Source organism: Mesorhizobium sp. 43Arga, from assembly GCF_053714255.1.
Genome location: NZ_JBSKBO010000006.1, coordinates 77,449 through 95,297 on the forward strand (window position 1 = coordinate 77,449; position 17,849 = coordinate 95,297).

At 61.6% G+C, this 17,849-nt stretch carries 14 protein-coding genes and 2 pseudogenes; 9 read left to right on the plus strand and 7 right to left on the minus strand.

All coding sequences use genetic code 11. The annotated features are described in order from the left end of the window. Positions 1 to 154 precede the first annotated feature (154 nt). Both ACWGS8_RS21105 and ACWGS8_RS21110 read left to right on the plus strand, forming a co-directional pair. Complete coding sequence (locus ACWGS8_RS21105) at positions 155 to 904, plus strand: DUF4142 domain-containing protein (protein ID WP_454582729.1); 750 nt, start codon at positions 155 to 157, stop codon at positions 902 to 904. A gap of 25 nt (positions 905 to 929) precedes the next feature. Next, positions 930 to 1,517 carry a general stress protein gene (locus ACWGS8_RS21110; RefSeq protein WP_454582730.1) on the plus strand — a complete coding sequence of 196 codons (588 nt, stop codon included), beginning with the start codon at positions 930 to 932 and terminating at the stop codon, positions 1,515 to 1,517. Between the two features lie 102 nt (positions 1,518 to 1,619). On the opposite strand, the gene ACWGS8_RS21115 is transcribed toward ACWGS8_RS21110, so the two are convergent. Beyond that, positions 1,620 to 2,192, minus strand: coding sequence for an ion channel (locus ACWGS8_RS21115; protein ID WP_454582731.1), 573 nt, complete (start codon positions 2,190 to 2,192; stop codon positions 1,620 to 1,622). A gap of 1,169 nt (positions 2,193 to 3,361) precedes the next feature. Here ACWGS8_RS21115 and uppS point away from each other — a divergent pair. Together uppS and ACWGS8_RS21125 are read left to right on the plus strand one after the other, a co-directional pair. Next, a pseudogene (uppS, locus tag ACWGS8_RS21120) lies at positions 3,362 to 3,922 on the plus strand (polyprenyl diphosphate synthase); the annotation flags it as partial. Positions 3,923 to 3,941: 19 nt separating this feature from the next. Beyond that, a pseudogene (locus ACWGS8_RS21125) lies at positions 3,942 to 4,044 on the plus strand (undecaprenyl diphosphate synthase family protein); the annotation flags it as partial. A gap of 455 nt (positions 4,045 to 4,499) precedes the next feature. On the opposite strand, the gene dmeF reads toward ACWGS8_RS21125, so the two are convergent. From dmeF to ACWGS8_RS21145, 4 genes are all read right to left on the minus strand, one after another. Beyond that, positions 4,500 to 5,747, minus strand: coding sequence for a CDF family Co(II)/Ni(II) efflux transporter DmeF (gene dmeF / locus ACWGS8_RS21130; RefSeq protein ID WP_454582732.1), 1,248 nt, complete (start codon positions 5,745 to 5,747; stop codon positions 4,500 to 4,502). Positions 5,748 to 5,757: 10 nt separating this feature from the next. Next, entirely contained in the window at positions 5,758 to 6,036 is a 279-nt protein-coding gene (locus ACWGS8_RS21135) for a metal/formaldehyde-sensitive transcriptional repressor (RefSeq protein ID WP_454582733.1), read from the minus strand. Positions 6,037 to 6,120: 84 nt separating this feature from the next. Continuing rightward, on the minus strand, positions 6,121 to 9,243 hold the full coding sequence (locus ACWGS8_RS21140; protein WP_454582734.1) for an efflux RND transporter permease subunit: 3,123 nt from the start codon (positions 9,241 to 9,243) through the stop codon (positions 6,121 to 6,123). A gap of 21 nt (positions 9,244 to 9,264) precedes the next feature. Continuing rightward, a complete protein-coding gene (locus ACWGS8_RS21145; protein WP_454582735.1) occupies positions 9,265 to 10,323 on the minus strand; it encodes a hypothetical protein in 1,059 nt (352 codons plus the stop codon). A gap of 268 nt (positions 10,324 to 10,591) precedes the next feature. On the opposite strand from ACWGS8_RS21145, the gene ACWGS8_RS21150 reads away from it, so the two are divergent. The 4 genes from ACWGS8_RS21150 to ACWGS8_RS21165 are packed head-to-tail and all read left to right on the plus strand — an operon-like array spanning position 10,592 to position 15,250. Then, positions 10,592 to 11,254: a response regulator gene (locus ACWGS8_RS21150; RefSeq protein ID WP_454582736.1), complete on the plus strand. Its 663-nt coding sequence runs from the start codon at positions 10,592 to 10,594 to the stop codon at positions 11,252 to 11,254. Then, the gene (locus tag ACWGS8_RS21155) at positions 11,251 to 12,603 is read left to right on the plus strand and encodes an ATP-binding protein (RefSeq protein WP_454582737.1); all 1,353 of its coding nucleotides are present in this window, start codon (positions 11,251 to 11,253) and stop codon (positions 12,601 to 12,603) included. Before ACWGS8_RS21150 ends, ACWGS8_RS21155 begins: the two co-directional genes overlap by 4 nt. Positions 12,604 to 12,655: 52 nt before the next feature. Next, positions 12,656 to 13,213 (plus strand): phosphatase PAP2 family protein, encoded by a 558-nt coding sequence (locus tag ACWGS8_RS21160; RefSeq protein WP_454582738.1) that lies wholly within the window; start codon positions 12,656 to 12,658, stop codon positions 13,211 to 13,213. Positions 13,214 to 13,222: 9 nt separating this feature from the next. Next, a complete protein-coding gene (locus ACWGS8_RS21165) occupies positions 13,223 to 15,250 on the plus strand; it encodes a VTT domain-containing protein (RefSeq protein ID WP_454582739.1) in 2,028 nt (675 codons plus the stop codon). 175 nt (positions 15,251 to 15,425) lie between these two features. Here the strand turns inward: ACWGS8_RS21165 and ACWGS8_RS21170 are convergent, their stop codons facing one another. Next, entirely contained in the window at positions 15,426 to 16,076 is a 651-nt protein-coding gene (locus ACWGS8_RS21170) for a hypothetical protein (RefSeq protein ID WP_454582740.1), read from the minus strand. A gap of 30 nt (positions 16,077 to 16,106) precedes the next feature. Here ACWGS8_RS21170 and ACWGS8_RS21175 point away from each other — a divergent pair, with 30 nt between their 5' ends. Then, entirely contained in the window at positions 16,107 to 16,556 is a 450-nt protein-coding gene (locus tag ACWGS8_RS21175; protein WP_454582741.1) for a MerR family transcriptional regulator, read from the plus strand. 861 nt (positions 16,557 to 17,417) lie between these two features. On the opposite strand, the gene ACWGS8_RS21180 is transcribed toward ACWGS8_RS21175, so the two are convergent. Beyond that, the gene (locus tag ACWGS8_RS21180; RefSeq protein ID WP_454582742.1) at positions 17,418 to 17,729 is read right to left on the minus strand and encodes a sunset domain-containing protein; all 312 of its coding nucleotides are present in this window, start codon (positions 17,727 to 17,729) and stop codon (positions 17,418 to 17,420) included. Positions 17,730 to 17,849 lie beyond the last annotated feature (120 nt).

A 17,849-nucleotide genomic window follows, 5' to 3' on the forward strand; every position in this document is an offset into this window, starting at 1 on the left:
TTCTCATCGGATGACCGAAGATCATTCCAGCGTTGTTCTGTTCATCCCCAACTGCGGGTGGCCAGTCATCTTCCAAATATTGATAGCCCGCGGAACAAACCCGACGAACGCAGGTTAGATCGCAGCACATGTGTGCCAATAAAGGAACCATTCAATGAAGACTTATCTGCTTTTAGCCTCGCTCGCCACCGCTACCGCAATGGCTTTGGCGTTGCCCGCACTGGCCGCCGACAGTGCACAGGATTTCGTCACCAAGGCCGCGTCAGGGGGAATGTTCGAAGTGGAAACGAGCAAGGTCGCCACCAGCAAGGCCCAGGATCAAAGCGTCAAGGATCTTGCTCAAAAGATGATCCATGACCATGGTTCGGCCAATGCCAAGCTCGAGTCCATTGCCGGCGAGCTGAACTTGACAGTGCCCAAGGAACTCGACGCCAAGCATAAGGCTGACCTCGATAGGCTGAGCAACGGCAAGGATCCGGTTGACGGACCTTACGTCCAGATGCAGCGCGATGCCCATTCTGATGCGGTGAAGCTGTTTGAGAGTTATGCCAAGGACGGCGACAACGCGCAGCTGAAGACTTTCGCTGAAGAGACCGTGCCGACCCTTAAGATGCATCAGCAGATGGTCGAAAAGATCGCGACGACAACGGGCGCCCAGCCGTCAAGCCCCGCAACGCCGAAGGTTACGGTCGGCGGATCGCCCGAACCGACGCCTCCGCTGGCCGGCGCCAACAGCTTCACCGAAGACCAGGCCAAAAGCCGCATCCAGGATGCCGGCTTCACCGATGTCTCGAAGTTGACCAAGGACGATGAAGGCATCTGGCGAGGCCAAGCCAGCAAGGCCGGCAAGAACACCGCAGTGGCGCTCGACTACAAAGGCAACGTAGTTGCCGGCACCAACTGAAACCGACATGCAAGGAGATCAAGAAATGAGAACCGTGACTGGACTGTTCGACAATTACGATGACGCCTCCCATGCCGTTGGCGAGCTGGAAGCGACGGGCATCCCACATTCCGATATCAGCATCGTCGCCAACAACGCGGACAAACAGCACGACATCGACACATCCCGCGCTGCCGACAGCGCAGCTGGCGGCGCCGGCCTTGGTGCCGTGGTCGGTGGAGCTGGCGGGCTGCTCACAGGGCTCGGCCTGATGGCAATCCCCGGCGTCGGGCCGGTGGTTGCCGCCGGGTGGCTGGCTGCCACAGCGGTCGGCGCTGTCGGCGGTGCGGTCGTCGGCGGCGCCGCCGGCGGCATTGTTGGAGCCCTGACGGATTCGGGTGTTTCCGAAGATGACGCCCATGTCTACGCCGAGGGCGTGCGTCGGGGCGGAACTTTGGTCACTGCCAGGGTGGACAACCAACACGTGGTTGATGCGCAAAGGATCCTCGGGCAACAGTCAGTGAACCTGGCAGAGCGCAGGGCCGACTATGAAGCGGCTGGTTGGACCGGCTTCGACCCCGGCGCCGAAGATTACAGAACGAGTGACGCCGCCCGCAGGGCGAACCGGCTCTGAAGCGATTTTCCGGCTGGCTTCGAAAGTCAGCCGGGAGGTTCCCGATCCGATTTCCTGGCCGCGACGCGGATTCAACTCGCGCCGGCCATTGTCGATCTGCCTTCAGAGCCGTCGCCTCCAAAAATTCTCCATCGAAAGATAGGTGAACGATGCTGTCCAGCTCAGCAGAACCAATCCCGTCAGGGCTTCGGACGAGGCGATAAGGCGTATCGCTCCCTCCGCCCGGATGTCACCCACGCCCAATGTCGTGTAGTTCGTGATCGAGAAATATAGAAAATCGGTCCATCCGCCGGACACCTCACCGACGATCTGGCCGAGTAAACGATACGCGTGAAGCACCCAGAACACAAAGCTGTAGATCGTAATTTCAAACGCATGCGCTGCAAGCGCGCCGAAGATCACCACTAGAAGCCTGCCTCGACTGGGAAATCCGGCTTCGTCGAAGGTCTTGGCGGAATCCGCGACGGCTTTGAAGGCTTCGTAGTGCACCAGAACGCATAGGATGGCGAGCACGAGCGAAAGCATGCTTGCGGCGATAATGCTCATACTGACCCCGTGACCGCCATTGTCGTTGCGTTTTTTCCGAAGGGACGTGTCGGGCTGGGCAAGGCAGGCCAACCCGATCCCTCGATCAGCGATGGACTCGACCATGAGGGCGAACAGGCTATGGACCACCTCGTCTTTCTGCAGTTGTGAAGGCGTTCCAGCAGGCTCACGATTTTACCATCTGGACGCCCTCCAGGCCGCCAAATCGGAATAGATCTCGGAGCGATCGCCATCGTGCTTTTCGATGAGGGCCAGCGCTTCCTGTCTGCTGAGTTTGCCGAGCTTCATGATAAACTCGAATTCGTGCCTCGGTACGGATGATATCAAGCGATCGAGTTTGACTCGTCTGGTTTCCTGTCTTGGCATTGCGGTTAACTCATCAGGAGGCTGGAAGGCGCGCATTGCGAATCGCAGCGACGCTGCGGAAGGCAGACCCCGCCAAGACGCTAGCTTCAGATTCGGCAAAATGCGTCGCGCCCAACACGCGCTATCTCAAGCCCAGGAAACTCAGTATCGCTACGACGATGACGATGGCTCCGATAAGCCAAATGAGCCTGTTCATTGATCCTCTCCCAAGTTCAGGTGCCGCCAAACTAATCAATACCCGGGCAAAATGTTCCCCTTTGGCGCGATAGGATCCGAAAATCAGCCCCGGTTCCCGGATCGGCTTCGGTTGAGGAAGGACACGCGGAAGGCCTGCTGATCATGACAGTCAAGCTGAGTATCGCTGGAACGCTTTCGAAACCTTGGCTGTCTTCATTCGGCTGCAGCACGACGACGCCACCGCCACCTGAGGGAGGGCGAGCGTCGCAGTTGCGCCAGTTTGCCGCGCTCACGCGCTGGAAGCGCATGGGCTCGGCGCCTTGGGCGTCACCGGGATGGCTGCCGCAGCTCTGGCATCCCTGATGGCGGCTTGCTGGCCTCACATCTGCCGGTCATTGCCCCGATCTGACGAGCAGGCGCTGACCATGCCGCCTTTTCTGGCTGTAAGCGAACAAATGGACCGACACTCATATGTCGGCAGAGGGTCATTGAGTAATGCGTAGGGGTCCGGAGTCCATGAACGAACAGCAGACCTTCGGGTCATGCGGCAAGGAAAGTGGACCGAGGAATGCGCAATGGCCGGAACGTACCTGTCGGCAGCTTTAACTTGCCATTCAAGTTGTAGGTGCCGATAAGGTTGACGTCTCCCCAAATCTGTGGCGAGACATGGCGCAGAACATGGTCGAGGCTCGGTTTCTGGCACCCAACGAGCGCCGCGAAGTTCTCGTGCGCCAAGGCGAGCCGGCCAGCCCATGATGCGGCTTCTTTATTGGCTTTACGGACGCCTGCTGGGGCATCAGGTCCGGCGGCACCCCGCACCGCATCACGTCGGCATCATTCTTGACGGCAATCGCCGCTTCGCCCGCGAACGTGGCTACAGCGACCCACGCGTGGCATACGAGTTGGGAGCTGAAAAGCTCGACGACGTTCTTGCCTGGTGCATCGACCTTGAAATCCGCGCTGTCATGCTCTGGGTATTTTCGATCGACAATATGCGCCGGCCGCCGGCCGAGGTCTCCGCCATCATGGCCGCCGTCGAGAGGAAGATCGCCGCGCTGGCCGAGGATCCCTCGATCCTGAGCCGCGGAGTCCGGCTCAGGGCCGCGGGGCGGCTCGACCTTCTGCCGGTTTCGACGGCCGACGTGATCCGCGAGGCGACGGAGCGAACCACCGGTAACGAGCCGCTCACCGTGACGATCGCGATCGCTTATGGCGGACGCGAGGAAATCGTTGATGCCGTCCGCAAGGTCGTCCGCCAAAAGCGCCAGCAGGGCGTCGATCTCGATACGATCCTCGACGAGCTGAGCCCAGCAGCGATAGACGAATACCTTTTTTACCGCCGGCGTGCCCGATCTCGATCTCATTATTCGCACAAGCGGCGAGGTCCGCCTTTCCGGCTTTCTCCTTTGGCAAAGCGCCAGCAGCGAGCTTTATTTTTCAGACGTGAACTGGCCGGAGTGCCGCAAGCTCAATTTTCTCCGCGCCGTTCGCGCCTATCAGCGCCGCCGCCGTCGCTTCGGAAAGTAGGATTTCGCGCGTTCTCCGGCCCTGGCATGAATGCCAGTGCTCGACTGCCATCGCTCGTTATGGGATTCGCTTTCGAGCAGCCCAACCGCAAACGGCCTGCAGCAGCTTCGAGCCGATCAGACACGTTGGGCTGAGCTTGCGCCGGTCGAACGGAGCCGTAGCCAGCCCGACCAATCAAGGATGGCTATAAGGTTGGACGGAAGCAGAAGGATCTCTATGAGCTTCGAGACGGGAAAGACATCAGGAACCAATTTTCAGTCCAGGCAGGAGCTTACGCACCGCGATGACAAGCGTCGCTCCGCATGAGAACCTTCAGGGCCGGCGACCTTTCAAAAGATCATCGCGCAGGAAGAGATCATCCCATCCTTAAGCGTGACGATGAACTTCCACCGTGACGTGCGAGAGCGTCGGGAAACGGGTCAGGCGGGAGCGGTAAAATTCAGGCTCGCGATCGCTTGCAGTGTCGACCGACACGATGGCACCCAGATGACCGGGTCCGAGGCGCCGTAGGTGCAGGTCGTCAACGCAGTCGCCTTCAGCCTCGACAACCCGTCGGACATCGTCGGCGATGCGCCGATCAGGAACCATATCAAGCAGGATCGAGCCAGTATCGCGCACGAGCCCCCATGACCAACTCGCAATGACGACGGCGCCGACGATGCCGGCCAGCGGATCCATCCAGAGCCAGGCGAAGGCTCGCGCCAGGAGCAATCCGACGATGACCATCACCGACACGGCCGCGTCGGCCAGCACGTGGACAATAGCCGCCCGCATGTTGTGGTCCCGGTGCGTAGCGCCGTGGTCGTGCGCGCCGGCGTCATGCTCCTCGAACGTCACCGGGTAGTCCCGATCACCGATATGCACTTGAGCAATAAAGGCATGCGGCTCGGGGATCGTATCGGCGCTCTCGAGCCAGCCGCCCCGGTCGGTCATCGTGAAAACTTGCCGCGCCCCGTCCGGTCGCACCGTTTCGATGCGGACCAATGTGGCCGACAGCGAAGCACCGTGCATACGGAAAACAGGCGGAACATCGTCTTCGAACAAGCTCAACCGGACCCGGCCCGCAGCCGTCTCGATCAGATGTCCCTCGTCGTGGCCGTCATGGTCGTGGGCGTGACCATGGCTGTGAGCATGTCCATGGCCGTGATGGTGGTCGCCTCCGCTTAGCAACCAGGCGCTTGCGATGTTGACGCCCAGCCCTAGGACCGCGATCGGAATCGCCTCGGCAAAGTGGATCGGCACCGGCTCAACAAGCCGGGACACGGCCGCATAGCCGATCAGAAGCGCGATCATCGCTAGGATGATGGCGCTCGTGAACCCGGCCAGGTCGCCGAGCTTGCCGGTGCCGAAGCTGAAGCGCGGATCCTGCGCGTAGCGCCGCGCATAACTATAGGCGAGCGCGGCAAGGAGCAGCGCGCCCGCATGCGTGCTCATGTGCAGCCCGTCGGCGACCAGCGCGATCGAGCCGAACAGCAGACCGCCGACGATCTCCAGGGCCATCATGACGGTGCAAAGACCTATGACGGCCCAGGTACGGCGCTCAGCACTTTCGTGACCTGCGCCGAGGAAGACGTGACTGTGCCGTGCCGACGACGGCTCGGAGGTGACTGCCATGGCTAAATCCCTACTTAAGGTAAGTCCGCACGACATCCATGAGTTGCTCGGCCGCATCGGTGTTCAGCGCGCCCGGATGCTTTTCGGAGTCGACGAGGTGCATGCGGACGTGATCTTCAACGACCTCCGCCATGAGACCTGCCATCGCGCCGCGTACGCCGGCGATCAGATGCATTATACGCTCGCAACCCGCCTCACTCTCCAGCGCGCGCTCGATCGCCTCGACCTGGCCCTTCATGCGTCGCACGCGGGCCAGCAACTTCTGCTTCTCACGAATGGTGTGTGTCATGATCACTCAATACCATAGGGTATCCCCCTATGCTATAGCCCCGGCACGCCGAAGAACCATGGGCATGATCTGCCAGTGAGAGCGTCAGGCAACCTCTACCGCCTCGTCGTGCGGAAACTCTCGCGCCCGTTTTTGAAAGCGGCCGAAGTGCAAGGCCATCGTCGGCAGCACCAATAGGTTAAGCAGGGTCGAGGTAACCAGTCCGCCGAGGATCACGATCGCCATTGGCCCCTCGATCTCGTTTCCGGCCGCGTCGCTGGCCCAGGCCAGAGGCAACAGGCCGAGCGCCGTTACCACAGCCGTCATCAGAATCGGCACAAGCCGCTCGGCGGCGCCCCTGCGGGCGGCTTCCGGACCCCACTCCATCCCTTCCTCGTTCACGAGGTGCTCATAGTGCGAGATGAGCATGATCGAGTTGCGCAGCGTGATGCCGAACAGCGTGACAAAGCCGACCAGCGATCCGAGCGACAGGTCTCCGCCGCTGGCCAGCACCGTCAGCACTCCGCCGACCAGCGCGAACGGCAGGTTGACCAATACAAGCAGCAGTGCCCTCGTGCTCTTCAGCGCCAGGAACAACAGCAGCACGATGCCGACATTGGCAGCCACGGTATAAATCAGCAGGTCCTGCTGCGATTGCGCGCGCGCCTGCTCCTCGCCGGCAAACATCAGGTAGGTGCCTTTGGGCAGGCTGACTTCCCTGCCTATGCGCTCTTGAGCTTCCTTGACGAAATCGCTTACCGCGCGACCGTGCACCCCCGACGTCACCGTTTGCAGACGCTGGCCGTCACGATGCAGGATCTGGTAGCGGCTGGTGGTCTGGCTCATATCGGCGAGTTCTCTGAGCGGCACCGTCACGCCCGCCGGGCTGCGCAGCAATAACGAGCCCACGGCCGCCAAGTCCTGGTGCGCCGCGGGCGTCAACGACACGTTGACGTCGTAGGCCTGGTTGCCCACGTAGACCTGGCTTGCGGTTACTCCCTCATACGCGGTCTGGATCGCCTCCAGCACGTCGACTGGCGTGAAGCCCCAGCGGGTCAGTTGCTCCGGCTTGAGGCGCATCGTCAGCTGCGGCAGGTACTGCGCCGCTTCGACCCGCACGCCGATCGCACCTGGGATGGTGCCGACTACTTGAGCGATCTCACTGGCCTTGCTGTCGATAACGTCCAGGTTCTGGCCAAAGACGTTTATCACCACAGGCGCAGTCACCCCTGAAATGCTCTCGTCGATGCGCTCGGCCAGGAAGGTGTTGACCGATGTGATGAGCCCAGGGAAGCTGGCCAATGTCTGTTGAATATCGACCAGCGCGCGCCGATGTTCGGCCGGCGACAGCGGCTTCAGGTCGACCTCGAATTCGCTGATGTTGACGCCCGTGGGATCGACCACTTCGTTGGCCCGGCCGGCACGTTGCGCCACCAGGCGCACGCCGGGAACCTGGCTCAGTTGCGCGGTCACCTCATTGCCGACACGCATGGACTCGGCCAGCGACGAGCCCGGGGCCAGCGCCATATGCACGAGGTAGTGGCCTTCCTTCAGGTCTGGAATGAAGTTGCCGCCAAAAAACGGCAGCGCGCCGAGTGCAGCGACGCAAAGCACTCCGATCGTAGCAACGATCAGCCGGTAACGCGATTCGATAGCGGCAAGAACTGCCAGGTAGCGCGCCTTCAGCGCTTGCACCAGCCTGGGTTCCTGCTCCTTCAACGGCCTCCCCGTCAGCAGCAGGAATGCGAGCGCCGGCGTCACTGTCAGCGCCACCACCAGCGAGGCCAGGATTGCCAGGATGTAGGCGACACCCAACGGCGCGAACAGCTTCCCGGCGATGCCGGACAGCGACATTACGGGCAGGAACACCAAGGCGACGACCAGCGTCGCGTAGACCACGGCGCTTCGTACCTCGAGCGAGGCGAGCAATACGACCTGCGCCAGCGGCCGCGGGTGGGCCAGCTGCTGGTTCTGACGCAGGCGGCGGAAGATGTTTTCGACGTCGACGACCGCATCGTCGACAACCTCGCCGAGCGCGATCGCCAGCCCTCCAAGTGTCATCGTGTTCAGGCTCACGCCGAAGTGGGAGAGCAGGATCACCGCTGTCAGCAGGGATAGCGGGATCGCGGTGGCGGAGATGATTGCGGTGCGCACGTTGAGGAGGAACAGGAACAGCACGCCGATCACCAGCACGCCGCCGAGGATCAGCGCGATGCGCAGATGGCCGATGGCGGTTTCGATGAAACGGACCGGCCGAAAGATGTCTGGGTGCAACGTCACCTGCTGTCCTGCCAGCACTGGCTCCAGCTCGCTCAGCACCTGTTCAACGCTGCGCGACACCGACATCATGTCGGCGCCGTACTGGCTCTCGACCATCAGAGAGACAGCAGGCTTGCCATCCACAGAGGCCGCGCCGACAGCCGGCGCTGGCCCGATCGCGACCTTGGCGACCTCGCCCAAGCGCAGCGCGACACCGTTCTGGTAGCGGAGCACCACTTGGGCCAGTTGTTCTGGCGTAAGCGTCTGGCCTTCGGTGCTCAGCACGATGCGCTGGTTGGCATTTTCGACATAGCCGGCGCCACGAACGCCCGTCGCGCGCTGCGCGACCGTCAGCAGGTCCTGCAACGCCACGCCGTACTGCACCAGCTTTTGTGGGTCCGCCTGGACCTGGAACTGCTTGACGTCGCCACCGAACACGATCACGTCGGCGACGCCCGGCACGCGCAGCAGCTGCGGCTTGACGGTCCAGTCCGCCAGCGTGCGAAGGTCCATCAAAGAAAGGCGGTCGGATGTCAACCCAGCCACCAGGGTTACGTTGGTCGAGGACGTAAGCGGCAGCAGGGATGGCGATTTGACGCCGAGCGGTAACGTGCCGACCAATGCGTTCAGCCGTTCGACCGCCAGCTGCCGAGCCCTGTAGATATCGGTGCCGTCCTGGAAGGTGAGGGTTACCATGGATAGCCCCTGCAGCGACTTCGAGCGCATGCTCTCGAGGCCGAGCGTGCCGCCCATCGCGTTCTCCACAGGCTGGGTGACAAGCGCCTCGACCTGCTCCGATGTCAGGCCGGGCGCATCGGTCTGGATCACTGCCAGCGGCGGCGCGAACTCGGGAAAGACATCCTGGCGGGCCTTGGTCAGCGTATAGATGCCGTAGCCAGCCAGCAGGCAGGCCAGCGCGATGACCACGCCGCGGAAGCGGACGGCAAAGCGAATGATGGAGTTCAACATGATCGGGGCGCGCAGGTCCGGTTAGTCGTCACATTCGGGGTCTTTGCAGGCGGCGACGGCGGTGACCGGCGGCCGCTGTTCCTCCGACAACAGCAGCTGCGCACCGCGTGTCACCACGCGTTCACCAGCCGCGAAGCCGACGTCGACGAAGTAACCGCCGTCGTATGGCGACTGGTCTTCGACCAATCGACGTACAAAGCGGTCCTTGCCCTGCTGGACGTAAGCCCAGGGCTGCCCGCCGAACCACAGCACCGCCGTCCGAGGGATGACAACGCCAGGGGCTGGTTGCTGGCCAGTCGGCAAAAAGGCGATCACCTTGCTGCCGACTGGCAGGCTGACAGGTGCGCGGTACAAGAAGGTTGGTCCCTCCGCGATCGGATCGCTTTGTGGCGAAGGCGACACCAGCCTAGCGGCGATCCGGCCACGGGCGCCATCGTCGAACGTGATTTGGTACGGTGCCGACGTGCTGCTGCCGATCGGCAGCACGATCCGCAGCATCATCTCCTGTCCGTCCAGGACTCCGGCGAGCGCCGTATCCTTGCCTGCGATAAGCGAGGCGAGTGGCGGACCGAACTGTTGCCGCGCGCTCGCACGCACCCCTTCCAGATTGGCTTCAGCCGACTGGAGCTTGGCCTGATCAGCTGACCACGCCGACTGTGCCGCTTGCAGGGCCTTCTGCGATATATTCATATGGTCCTGAAATAAAACGCGGTTGCGCTCTGCCTCCTGGCTCGAGGCGTCGAGCGACGCCCGCGCGCTAGCTACGTCGGCCGCGGCGGCGCGATATCGCGTCTGGAAGTCGATCAACGGTTGAAGGTCGAGCACGCTGCCATAGGCGGTCTGTTCCAGCCGCTGCTTCATTGCCGTTAGCGCGTCGGTCGCAATTCCGCTGCGTTTCTGCGTCGCCTCGTCCAGTGTCACCACGGTCAGCCCGTCTTCGTTGCTGACCCGACTGGTCGGGGCAGCGGCCGGGCCTGCTACGCTCGGCGCTGGCTGGTACGAAAGCCAACCCCAGGTAACCAATGTGGCCGCCCCGATTGGCACAAGCGCGAGGAGCAAGCGTTTGCCAAGGTTGCTCATGACTGGAAGATTCCTTCTTGAGGGGTGCACCGGGCGCGCAGGGCGGATGGCCAAAGATGGGCAGAGGCTACCGAACGCTCGCTTAAATCCACCTGAAATTTCCTCTGGAAACGGCGATAAACGATCAATGACCGGTACGCGATTTCAGCCAGGCTTCATCTTCGACGAGGTATTGTCTCTCCACGTTTCAGCCAACAGATGCAGAGCGCACTAAGGTCAAGATTGATGCGCATAGGGGCGCAGGAGTTAAACAAAGGGCGAGAAGTCGATGCGCTTGTTGCTGGCTGAAGACGACCCAATGATCGGCAGCGGCCTCCAGCAAGGGCTGCGAAAGAAGGGATTCACCGTTGACTGGGTGCAGGACGGCAATTCTGCACTGCTCGCGCTGGAAACGAATCCCTATGCCCTGCTGCTGCTCGATCTGGGGCTGCCGCACAAAGATGGGATGGACGTCCTGAAGGCATTGCGCCAGCGCGGCGAAACGCTGCCGACTATCATTATCACTGCGCGTGACGCGTTGCCCGACAGGCTGGCTGGGCTGGACGGTGGCGCGGACGACTATCTGATAAAGCCGTTCGCGCTTGAGGAGCTGATCTCCCGCATTTACGCAGTAAGCCGGCGTCAGGCTGGACGCGCGCAGGTTGAACTACGCGTCGGCCCGCTGCGGCTCGACCCGGTCCGCCATTTGCTCTGGTTGTGCGACGAGCCGGCCGACGTCTCCGCCAAGGAGTTTGCATTGCTCCACCTGTTGATGCGCGAGCCCGGTGCGGTGCTCTCGCGCGAGCAACTTGAAGATGCCCTGTACGGCTGGGGCAAGGAAGTGGGCAGCAACGCCGTCGAAGTGCACATCTACAACCTTCGCAAGAAGCTCGGCACCGAGGTGATCCGAACCGTGCGCGGCGTCGGCTATCGCATTGGCGAGGACGCATGAATCTTGGATATCGTCGCCTGCGCTTGTGGTTCATGGGCTCCTTGCGCCGCCGCCTTCTGCTTTGGTTGCTGCCGGCAACCTTGCTGGCCGGAGTCCTGGCGAGCATCGGCACCTACTGGGGCTCCTTTCTCGAACTGGGAGATCTTCTCAATGACCAGATGCGCTATGTCGCCGAACACGTCGATGTTGCTAATACCGACCGTGTGTCGTTAGCCGATGACGTTACGCGCCAGCAGCAGGATAACGATGAAAAGGCTGACGAGGTGCTCCTGGAGGTGTGGCGCGGCGGCAAGCTCGACTTCACCACCGACGCCGCGCTGGCGTTGCCGCCGCCGCAACGCCGAGGGCTAAGCGACGTCTCATTCAACGGCCAGACCTGGCATACCTTCGTTGACCAGCGAGGCGACCGCATGATCCGCGTCGGGCAAGCGCAGAACGCACGCTGGGAGGCGCTGGCCGGGCTTTCTGTGCATCTGTTCTGGCCAGTTCTGTCATTGCTGCCGCTGCTCGCATTGTTCCTGTGGTACGGTATCGGCTATGGGCTGAAGCCGCTGTACCAGATCACCGCCGAATTGAAGCGGCGCGACGCCGGAAGCTTGGCGCCAATTGGGCCGGGTCCGTTGCCAAACGAAGTCAAGCCTTTGGTCGACGGTCTCAACGACCTGCTGCGCCGGCTGGACCGAGCGTTCACAATGCAAAAGCACTTTATCGCCGACGCAGCGCATGAGCTGCGCACGCCGATGATGGCGCTCAGCATCCAGGCGCAATTGGCCAAGGCGGCCTCCACGGAGGAAGAACGCGAGCAGGCGCTGACACAGCTGGAAAGCGGTGTCAGCCGGATCACCCACCTGGCGCAGCAATTGCTGACGCTGGCGAGGCTCGAGCCGCAGGAGCAAGCCGACGCGCCGCAGTCGGTCGAGCTGTCGGCGCTGTGCAAATCGGTGATCCTTGACCAGATTCGGCTGGCCGAAGCCAAACGAATCGACCTTGGCCTCGTCACGCAGGACAAGGTCGAGATACAAGGCGACCCGGAGGCGCTGCGCATCCTGCTCAACAACCTGGTCGACAACGCGATCCGCTATACCCCCCCTCACGGCATGATCGACTTGGCGGTGCGGCGGAAGGGGAATGAAGTCGCGTTAGAGGTCTCTGACAACGGCCCCGGCATCCCTGAAGGCGAACGTGAGCAGGTGCTGGAGCGGTTCTACCGCGGCAGCAACCAGAACGTTCAAGGGAGTGGCCTGGGGCTATCGATCGTGCAGCGCGTCGCCGCACAACACGGGGCGCGCCTTGTGCTTGGCAGCAGGCCAGACGGTAAGGGGCTGATGGCCCAGGTCTTCTTCAAGTAACGAACAAAAAGCATGTCCGGAACCCTGCGGACAACGAGATGAGGATGCAAAGTTGCAGCTATACGACCTTGACGCCGCAGCAACCCGTACAATCAACAGCCTTGCCGGAGTGGGCGGCCCTATCGATTTCCTGATGGTTTGGGTCTCTGCAATCGGCGTCCCCTTATTCGTGCTTGCCGTCGTGGGACAGTGGTGGCGAGGTTCGGACAGGTCGCACAACCGGCACGTCCTTATCGCGACGGGGCTCTCCTTCCTGCTTGGCCTTGCCATCAACCAGATCATCCTGCTGTTCGTCCATCGGATACGGCCATACGACGGCGGCATCACGCATCTGCTGATCAGTCGCAACGCCGATCCATCGTTTCCGTCCGATCATGCGACCGCGACTTTCGCCATCGCTGCCGCGTTTCTGCTGCATGGCATGCGGCGGCTTGGACTATGGTTCCTTGCCGCTGCGGTGCTGGTGACCATCTCCCGGGTCTATATCGGAACGCATTACGTCAGCGACGTCCTCGGCGGAGCCGTGACGGGTATCGTCGCAGCCTTGATGATCCGCACGCTCTATCGGGAAGGGACACGCGTCGATCAGTTATTCACGAGCATCCTGTAGGAGCCGCGAATGTTGGCGTCCTTCTTCACCGCCGTTACAGAGTTCATCGCGGCGCATCCGTATCTTGCTTATGCGATCGTGCTCCTGCTTGCCCTGTCGGAATCCATCCCCGTCATCGGCGTCTTCATTCCAGGCACGGCCGCCATTCTGGTGATCAGCGCGCTTGTTCCCACCGGAGTCGTGAAGCTATGGCCGCTGCTCGGCGCCGCAGCCGCGGGCGCCATAGTCGGCGACGGCCTCTCGTTCTGGGTTGGCCACCGCTACCACCGTGAAATTCTGATGCGATGGCCGCTCAATCGCTACGCGGATCTCGTCACGCGCAGTGAGACATTCTTCGAGCGGCACGGCGACAAAAGCGTCTTCATCGCCCGCTTCACACCTGGCGTGCGTGCCTTCATTCCCTTGATTGCTGGCTTGTTGCAGATGCCCGTGGGGCGGTTCTATGCCGCTAACATCCTGTCCGCGCTGGTGTGGTCACCCTCGCATATCCTGCCCGCCGTATTCGTCGGCGCTGCCTTTGGCGTCTTCGGCGCGGCCGCCAAGCCGCTTGCCATTCTGGGTGTCCTCATCGTTATCGTGATCTGGGCGTTGATCCATCTTGTCCGGTTCGCACTGCGTCGCGGGCCGCCGCTGGTGTCGAACATATCGGGATGGCTTCGGGCGCGTGCGGCGGCCAGTCACTCCCGCTGGGGTCGCTTTGTCCTCGATCTTCTCGACCCCTCACGGCCCGATGCGCGGGGGCTGGCGCTCCTGGCCCTCCTGGTGATCGGCTCCGCCTGGCTGTTCTTCGGAATTCTCGAAGACGTGGTGAGCGGCGATCCGCTGGTTCGCGCGGACACCGCGATCTACCAGGCGCTCCAGGAACTTCGCACCGGGCCAGGTGATGCCGTAGTGCTCGTTCTCACCGAGCTGGGCGACACCGTCGTCGTGATTGCGGTGACGGCGGCCGTGCTTCTGTGGCTCGTTTGGAAGCGCGCCTGGCGCACGGCTGCTTATTGGCTCGTGGCGATCGGCGGAGCATCGGCGCTCAACACGGTTATCAAGGTTACGCTCCATCGCGCCCGCCCGACAGAACTGTTCTACACCGGCTGGAGCGCCTTCTCCTTTCCAAGCGGCCACAGCACGGTCAATCTCGCTCTCTACGGCTTCCTCGCGTTTCTGATCGGGCGCGAAATTCGATCGACGTGGCGCCTTCCAGTGGCGTTCACCGCACTTTCATTTGTGCTCTTGATCGGGTTTTCGCGCCTCTATCTCGGCGGACACTGGTTTTCCGACGTGCTGGGAGGGTTCGCCTTCGGCACGGCCTGGCTGGCGATCCTCGCCTTCTTCTACCTCCGCAGAGAGGAAGCTCACCCGATCGGGATCACCGGAATGACCGTGGTTGCCTGCCTGGCGCTCGGTGTGGGCGGGGGCTTGAACGTCGCGCGGCATCACGCCCTCGACACGGATCGCTATGCTCGCAAAATCACGGCGCCCACGATGACGGTCGATGACTGGCTATCGACCGGCTGGCAACACCTTCCTTCGCAGCGCATTGATCTCACGGGCGAGATCGAGGAACCCCTGACTATACAGTGGGCCGGCGACCTGCCTTCCATTGAGCAGCTACTGCTCGCGAAGGGCTGGCATGCTCCGCCTTCGTGGGCGTCGCCGAACGCATTAGGCTGGCTCACCACCACTGCCGCGCCTGCGGATCTGCCCGTGGCGACACGCCTTGCCGGCGGACGCCTGCCTGACCTGACCCTCGTTCACGAGAACACGGCCGCGCCAAACCATTCGCGGCTCGTTCTGCGGCTATGGCCGTCCGATCTGGAACTTGACGGCGCAAAGCCATCAGCTGTGTGGGTCGGCTCGGTCGTGGACGAACAGTTTGGCCGGCACCTCTCGCTCTTTACCGTGGTATCAACCAGCCCGAACATGAATGCGCCTCGCGATGCCTTGGCTGCTCAATCCCAAGGCGGCAAGTTCGCACTCCGCTCCAACGAGGTGGAATATTCGAACTGGGATGGCCGTGTACTGCTGTTGAGGAGACCATGAGGTCGCCGGTGCGAATGAGGCCCGCCGGCGGCGACAATTACCAAAGCCAGGCCAAGCTGGCCGATCAATGCCAAGCCGACACCGCCGGCCCCGATGGCGGCGATAATCGGCGGCGCGCAGCAGGCCGTGCAGGCTACCAGAAAAAGGCCGGCGCCTGCGGTCGTCTTGTCAATGCTCATTGCGTATTTCTCCCTGTTACCGGGCCGGCGTTGGAAGCGGCCTGCCAGGCCAACGCGGCCAGGATGACGACCGCAGCGTGAGCGAGGGCTGTCAGCGCTGCCAGGCTCGCCACACTTGGGTTTGCCCGAGCGAGTTGCAGGAACACCTCGCGGCCATCGAGAATTGCCGCGACACCTGCCAGCAGGATGGCGAGCAAGAGCGTTACGTTGCCAAACGGCACTACGGCCCCGAGGCGCAAGACGACGGCGGCGAGCACGATTGAAACACCGACGAACCCCCATACCACCCAGGGGTTTTCGAGATTGTTCCCAAGGATCCTTGGCTCGGCGTGACTGGCGGTTTCGCCAGCCTCGGCGTGACTACCCGTTTCGCCGACCTCGGCGCTGTCACCACCTTGTTTGATAGCACGGCCCTCGCCAGCTTCATCCTGGCCGCCCTGTTCCTGGGACTCGGCTGCCTGGTCGTGCGCTGCAATGCGCGCGAACTCCCAATGCTCGCTGCCTTCCATCAAGACGGCGGCGGCGAAGAGAAGGGCCGAGATCGCAAGCATTGCCGCCGTCCAACGGACGAGGACAACACGATTTCCGAAAAAGCCCACGAGCAAATTTTCCTTTCGCATCACCTTGGCAACACCGTACTCCTTCAAGTAACTTGAAGTTCAACGAGTATTTTCGCCATGAACCTTCACGTCCCCGTGTTCACGATCGGTACGCTCGCCAAGGCCGCCGGCGTCACGACCCCGACGATCCGCTACTACGAGGAGATCGGGCTGCTGCCTCCTGCTCCCCGCACAGCCGGCGGTCAGCGCAGCTATGATGCCGACGATCTGGGGAGGCTAACTTTCATCAAACAATGCCGCGACTTCGGATTCGGCATCGACCAGGTGCGGGTATTGCTCGATCTCTCCATCAGCACCAATCGCGATTGTATCGAGACGCGAGACATCGCGCAGGTGCATCTCGATCAAGTGCGCGAGAAGCTCGACGAGATCAGACTGCTTGAGCGCCGGCTGGAGAGTTTCGTCACGCGTTGCAATAACGCCTGCGCTGGCGGCCCAAGTCAGGATTGCGTGATTTTCAAGGATCTGGCGACACGGGTCAAGGCTGCCGGAGGTTGTTGCGGTTAAGATCGGCGTCCAGAAAACGACTCTCGACATGCTGCCGGGCTGGGTCCAGACGGCAAGCCAAAGATGAGTGTGGACAAGGGCGGTAGCGCCGTAGCGCGCTGCCATTATCAACACCAACTTCGTGACCCGAAGCATCCTATTCGCTTGCATGGTCGATCAGTGTTCGAGCAAAATATTGCCGCGACAACGCTTGCCGGAGGCGCTGCCGAAGAAATGGCTCCGTCGACCACGCGCCGACGGAACTAATGTAAGCCTTGACGGCGGGACTCGATGGCGATTCCTATGTCTCGGCGATCGAGGCGCCGGCACCGGAGCCTCGAGCCGACCACGGAAGATGCATTGAAGTCCATCGTCGGTGAGCGAGAACCGCGATCGCCTCAAAGGCGATAGGATTTACAACACCAGCGCCGAGTTGGCCTGGTATTAGTCGATCCGGCGTTAGACCCTTTCAGGCCCCTCGCCCATTCTTACGCCGCAGCATCCTTTTGAGCGATCGGTCCGATCGAAGTCTTCCAACACGCATCTTGCCGAAGCATCCTCCTCTCCGCGAGCAGGCCAGGGGCCGCACGTCAAATTTCGCGGACTGCAGCGATGCCTAAATTGGAAAAAGATCATATTCGAAACACACCCTGCATGATTGCCCATGATGCAACATGCAGTGCAATTTGTAGTGCAATTTTGACCGAATTGCCAATAAAAAAGGCGACCTAGCCGCCTATTTTACTTTAAAATCAGCTACTTTGCCGATTTCTGCAATGGTGCGGTCGAGAGCCTTCGCCCGTCTCGTAAAGTGATCAGCTGGCAAACGAGCTGAAGAGTATTGATCGATATTGCAAACTGCACCGTGAGATAATCAGCCTACTATCGACGCGCCTTTCGCCAGCAGGCTGCGCGCGCCTCTTCTTCTGTGCAAAACCACCGCTCGCCATACTGGGGGCTGATCTTCGTCTCCCAGTAATGTTCCTGCCCTGGCACATGATAGAGCGAGGTGCTAGGAACCGTGTCGCCAATGCCTTCGGGTTGCATAAGGCTGGGAGCGGCGCCGATGATGTCAGGGAAATGCGAGAGGACAACGGCGACGGGCACAAGGATCAGCGCGAACAGATATTCGAGCCGCCAAAAGCCGCGCCGGGGGGGTGGGCATCGGTTCAGCCATGTCGCCATAGCGGGCATGGTTTTCCACCGTTAACTCTTTGGATCGAGTTTTCTTGCTGGAGCGTCGCTGAATCTCTTATTAGGGATTTCTTATGGAGCGACGGCACGCAATCCGAAGAGTCAGCGACGGGCTTTGGG

Bases quoted from the DNA above. Each gene is read 5' to 3' on its own strand.
- ACWGS8_RS21105 (WP_454582729.1), top strand. From the start codon at position 155: ATGAAGACTTATCTGCTTTTAGCCTCGCTCGCCACCGCTACCGCAATG.
- ACWGS8_RS21110 (WP_454582730.1), top strand. From the start codon at position 930: ATGAGAACCGTGACTGGACTGTTCGACAATTACGATGACGCCTCCCAT.
- dmeF (WP_454582732.1), bottom strand. From the start codon at position 5,747: ATGGCAGTCACCTCCGAGCCGTCGTCGGCACGGCACAGTCACGTCTTC.
- ACWGS8_RS21135 (WP_454582733.1), bottom strand. From the start codon at position 6,036: ATGACACACACCATTCGTGAGAAGCAGAAGTTGCTGGCCCGCGTGCGA.
- ACWGS8_RS21140 (WP_454582734.1), bottom strand. From the start codon at position 9,243: ATGTTGAACTCCATCATTCGCTTTGCCGTCCGCTTCCGCGGCGTGGTC.
- ACWGS8_RS21145 (WP_454582735.1), bottom strand. From the start codon at position 10,323: ATGAGCAACCTTGGCAAACGCTTGCTCCTCGCGCTTGTGCCAATCGGG.
- ACWGS8_RS21150 (WP_454582736.1), top strand. From the start codon at position 10,592: ATGCGCTTGTTGCTGGCTGAAGACGACCCAATGATCGGCAGCGGCCTC.
- ACWGS8_RS21155 (WP_454582737.1), top strand. From the start codon at position 11,251: ATGAATCTTGGATATCGTCGCCTGCGCTTGTGGTTCATGGGCTCCTTG.
- ACWGS8_RS21165 (WP_454582739.1), top strand. From the start codon at position 13,223: ATGTTGGCGTCCTTCTTCACCGCCGTTACAGAGTTCATCGCGGCGCAT.
- ACWGS8_RS21175 (WP_454582741.1), top strand. From the start codon at position 16,107: ATGAACCTTCACGTCCCCGTGTTCACGATCGGTACGCTCGCCAAGGCC.
- ACWGS8_RS21180 (WP_454582742.1), bottom strand. From the start codon at position 17,729: ATGCCCGCTATGGCGACATGGCTGAACCGATGCCCACCCCCCCGGCGC.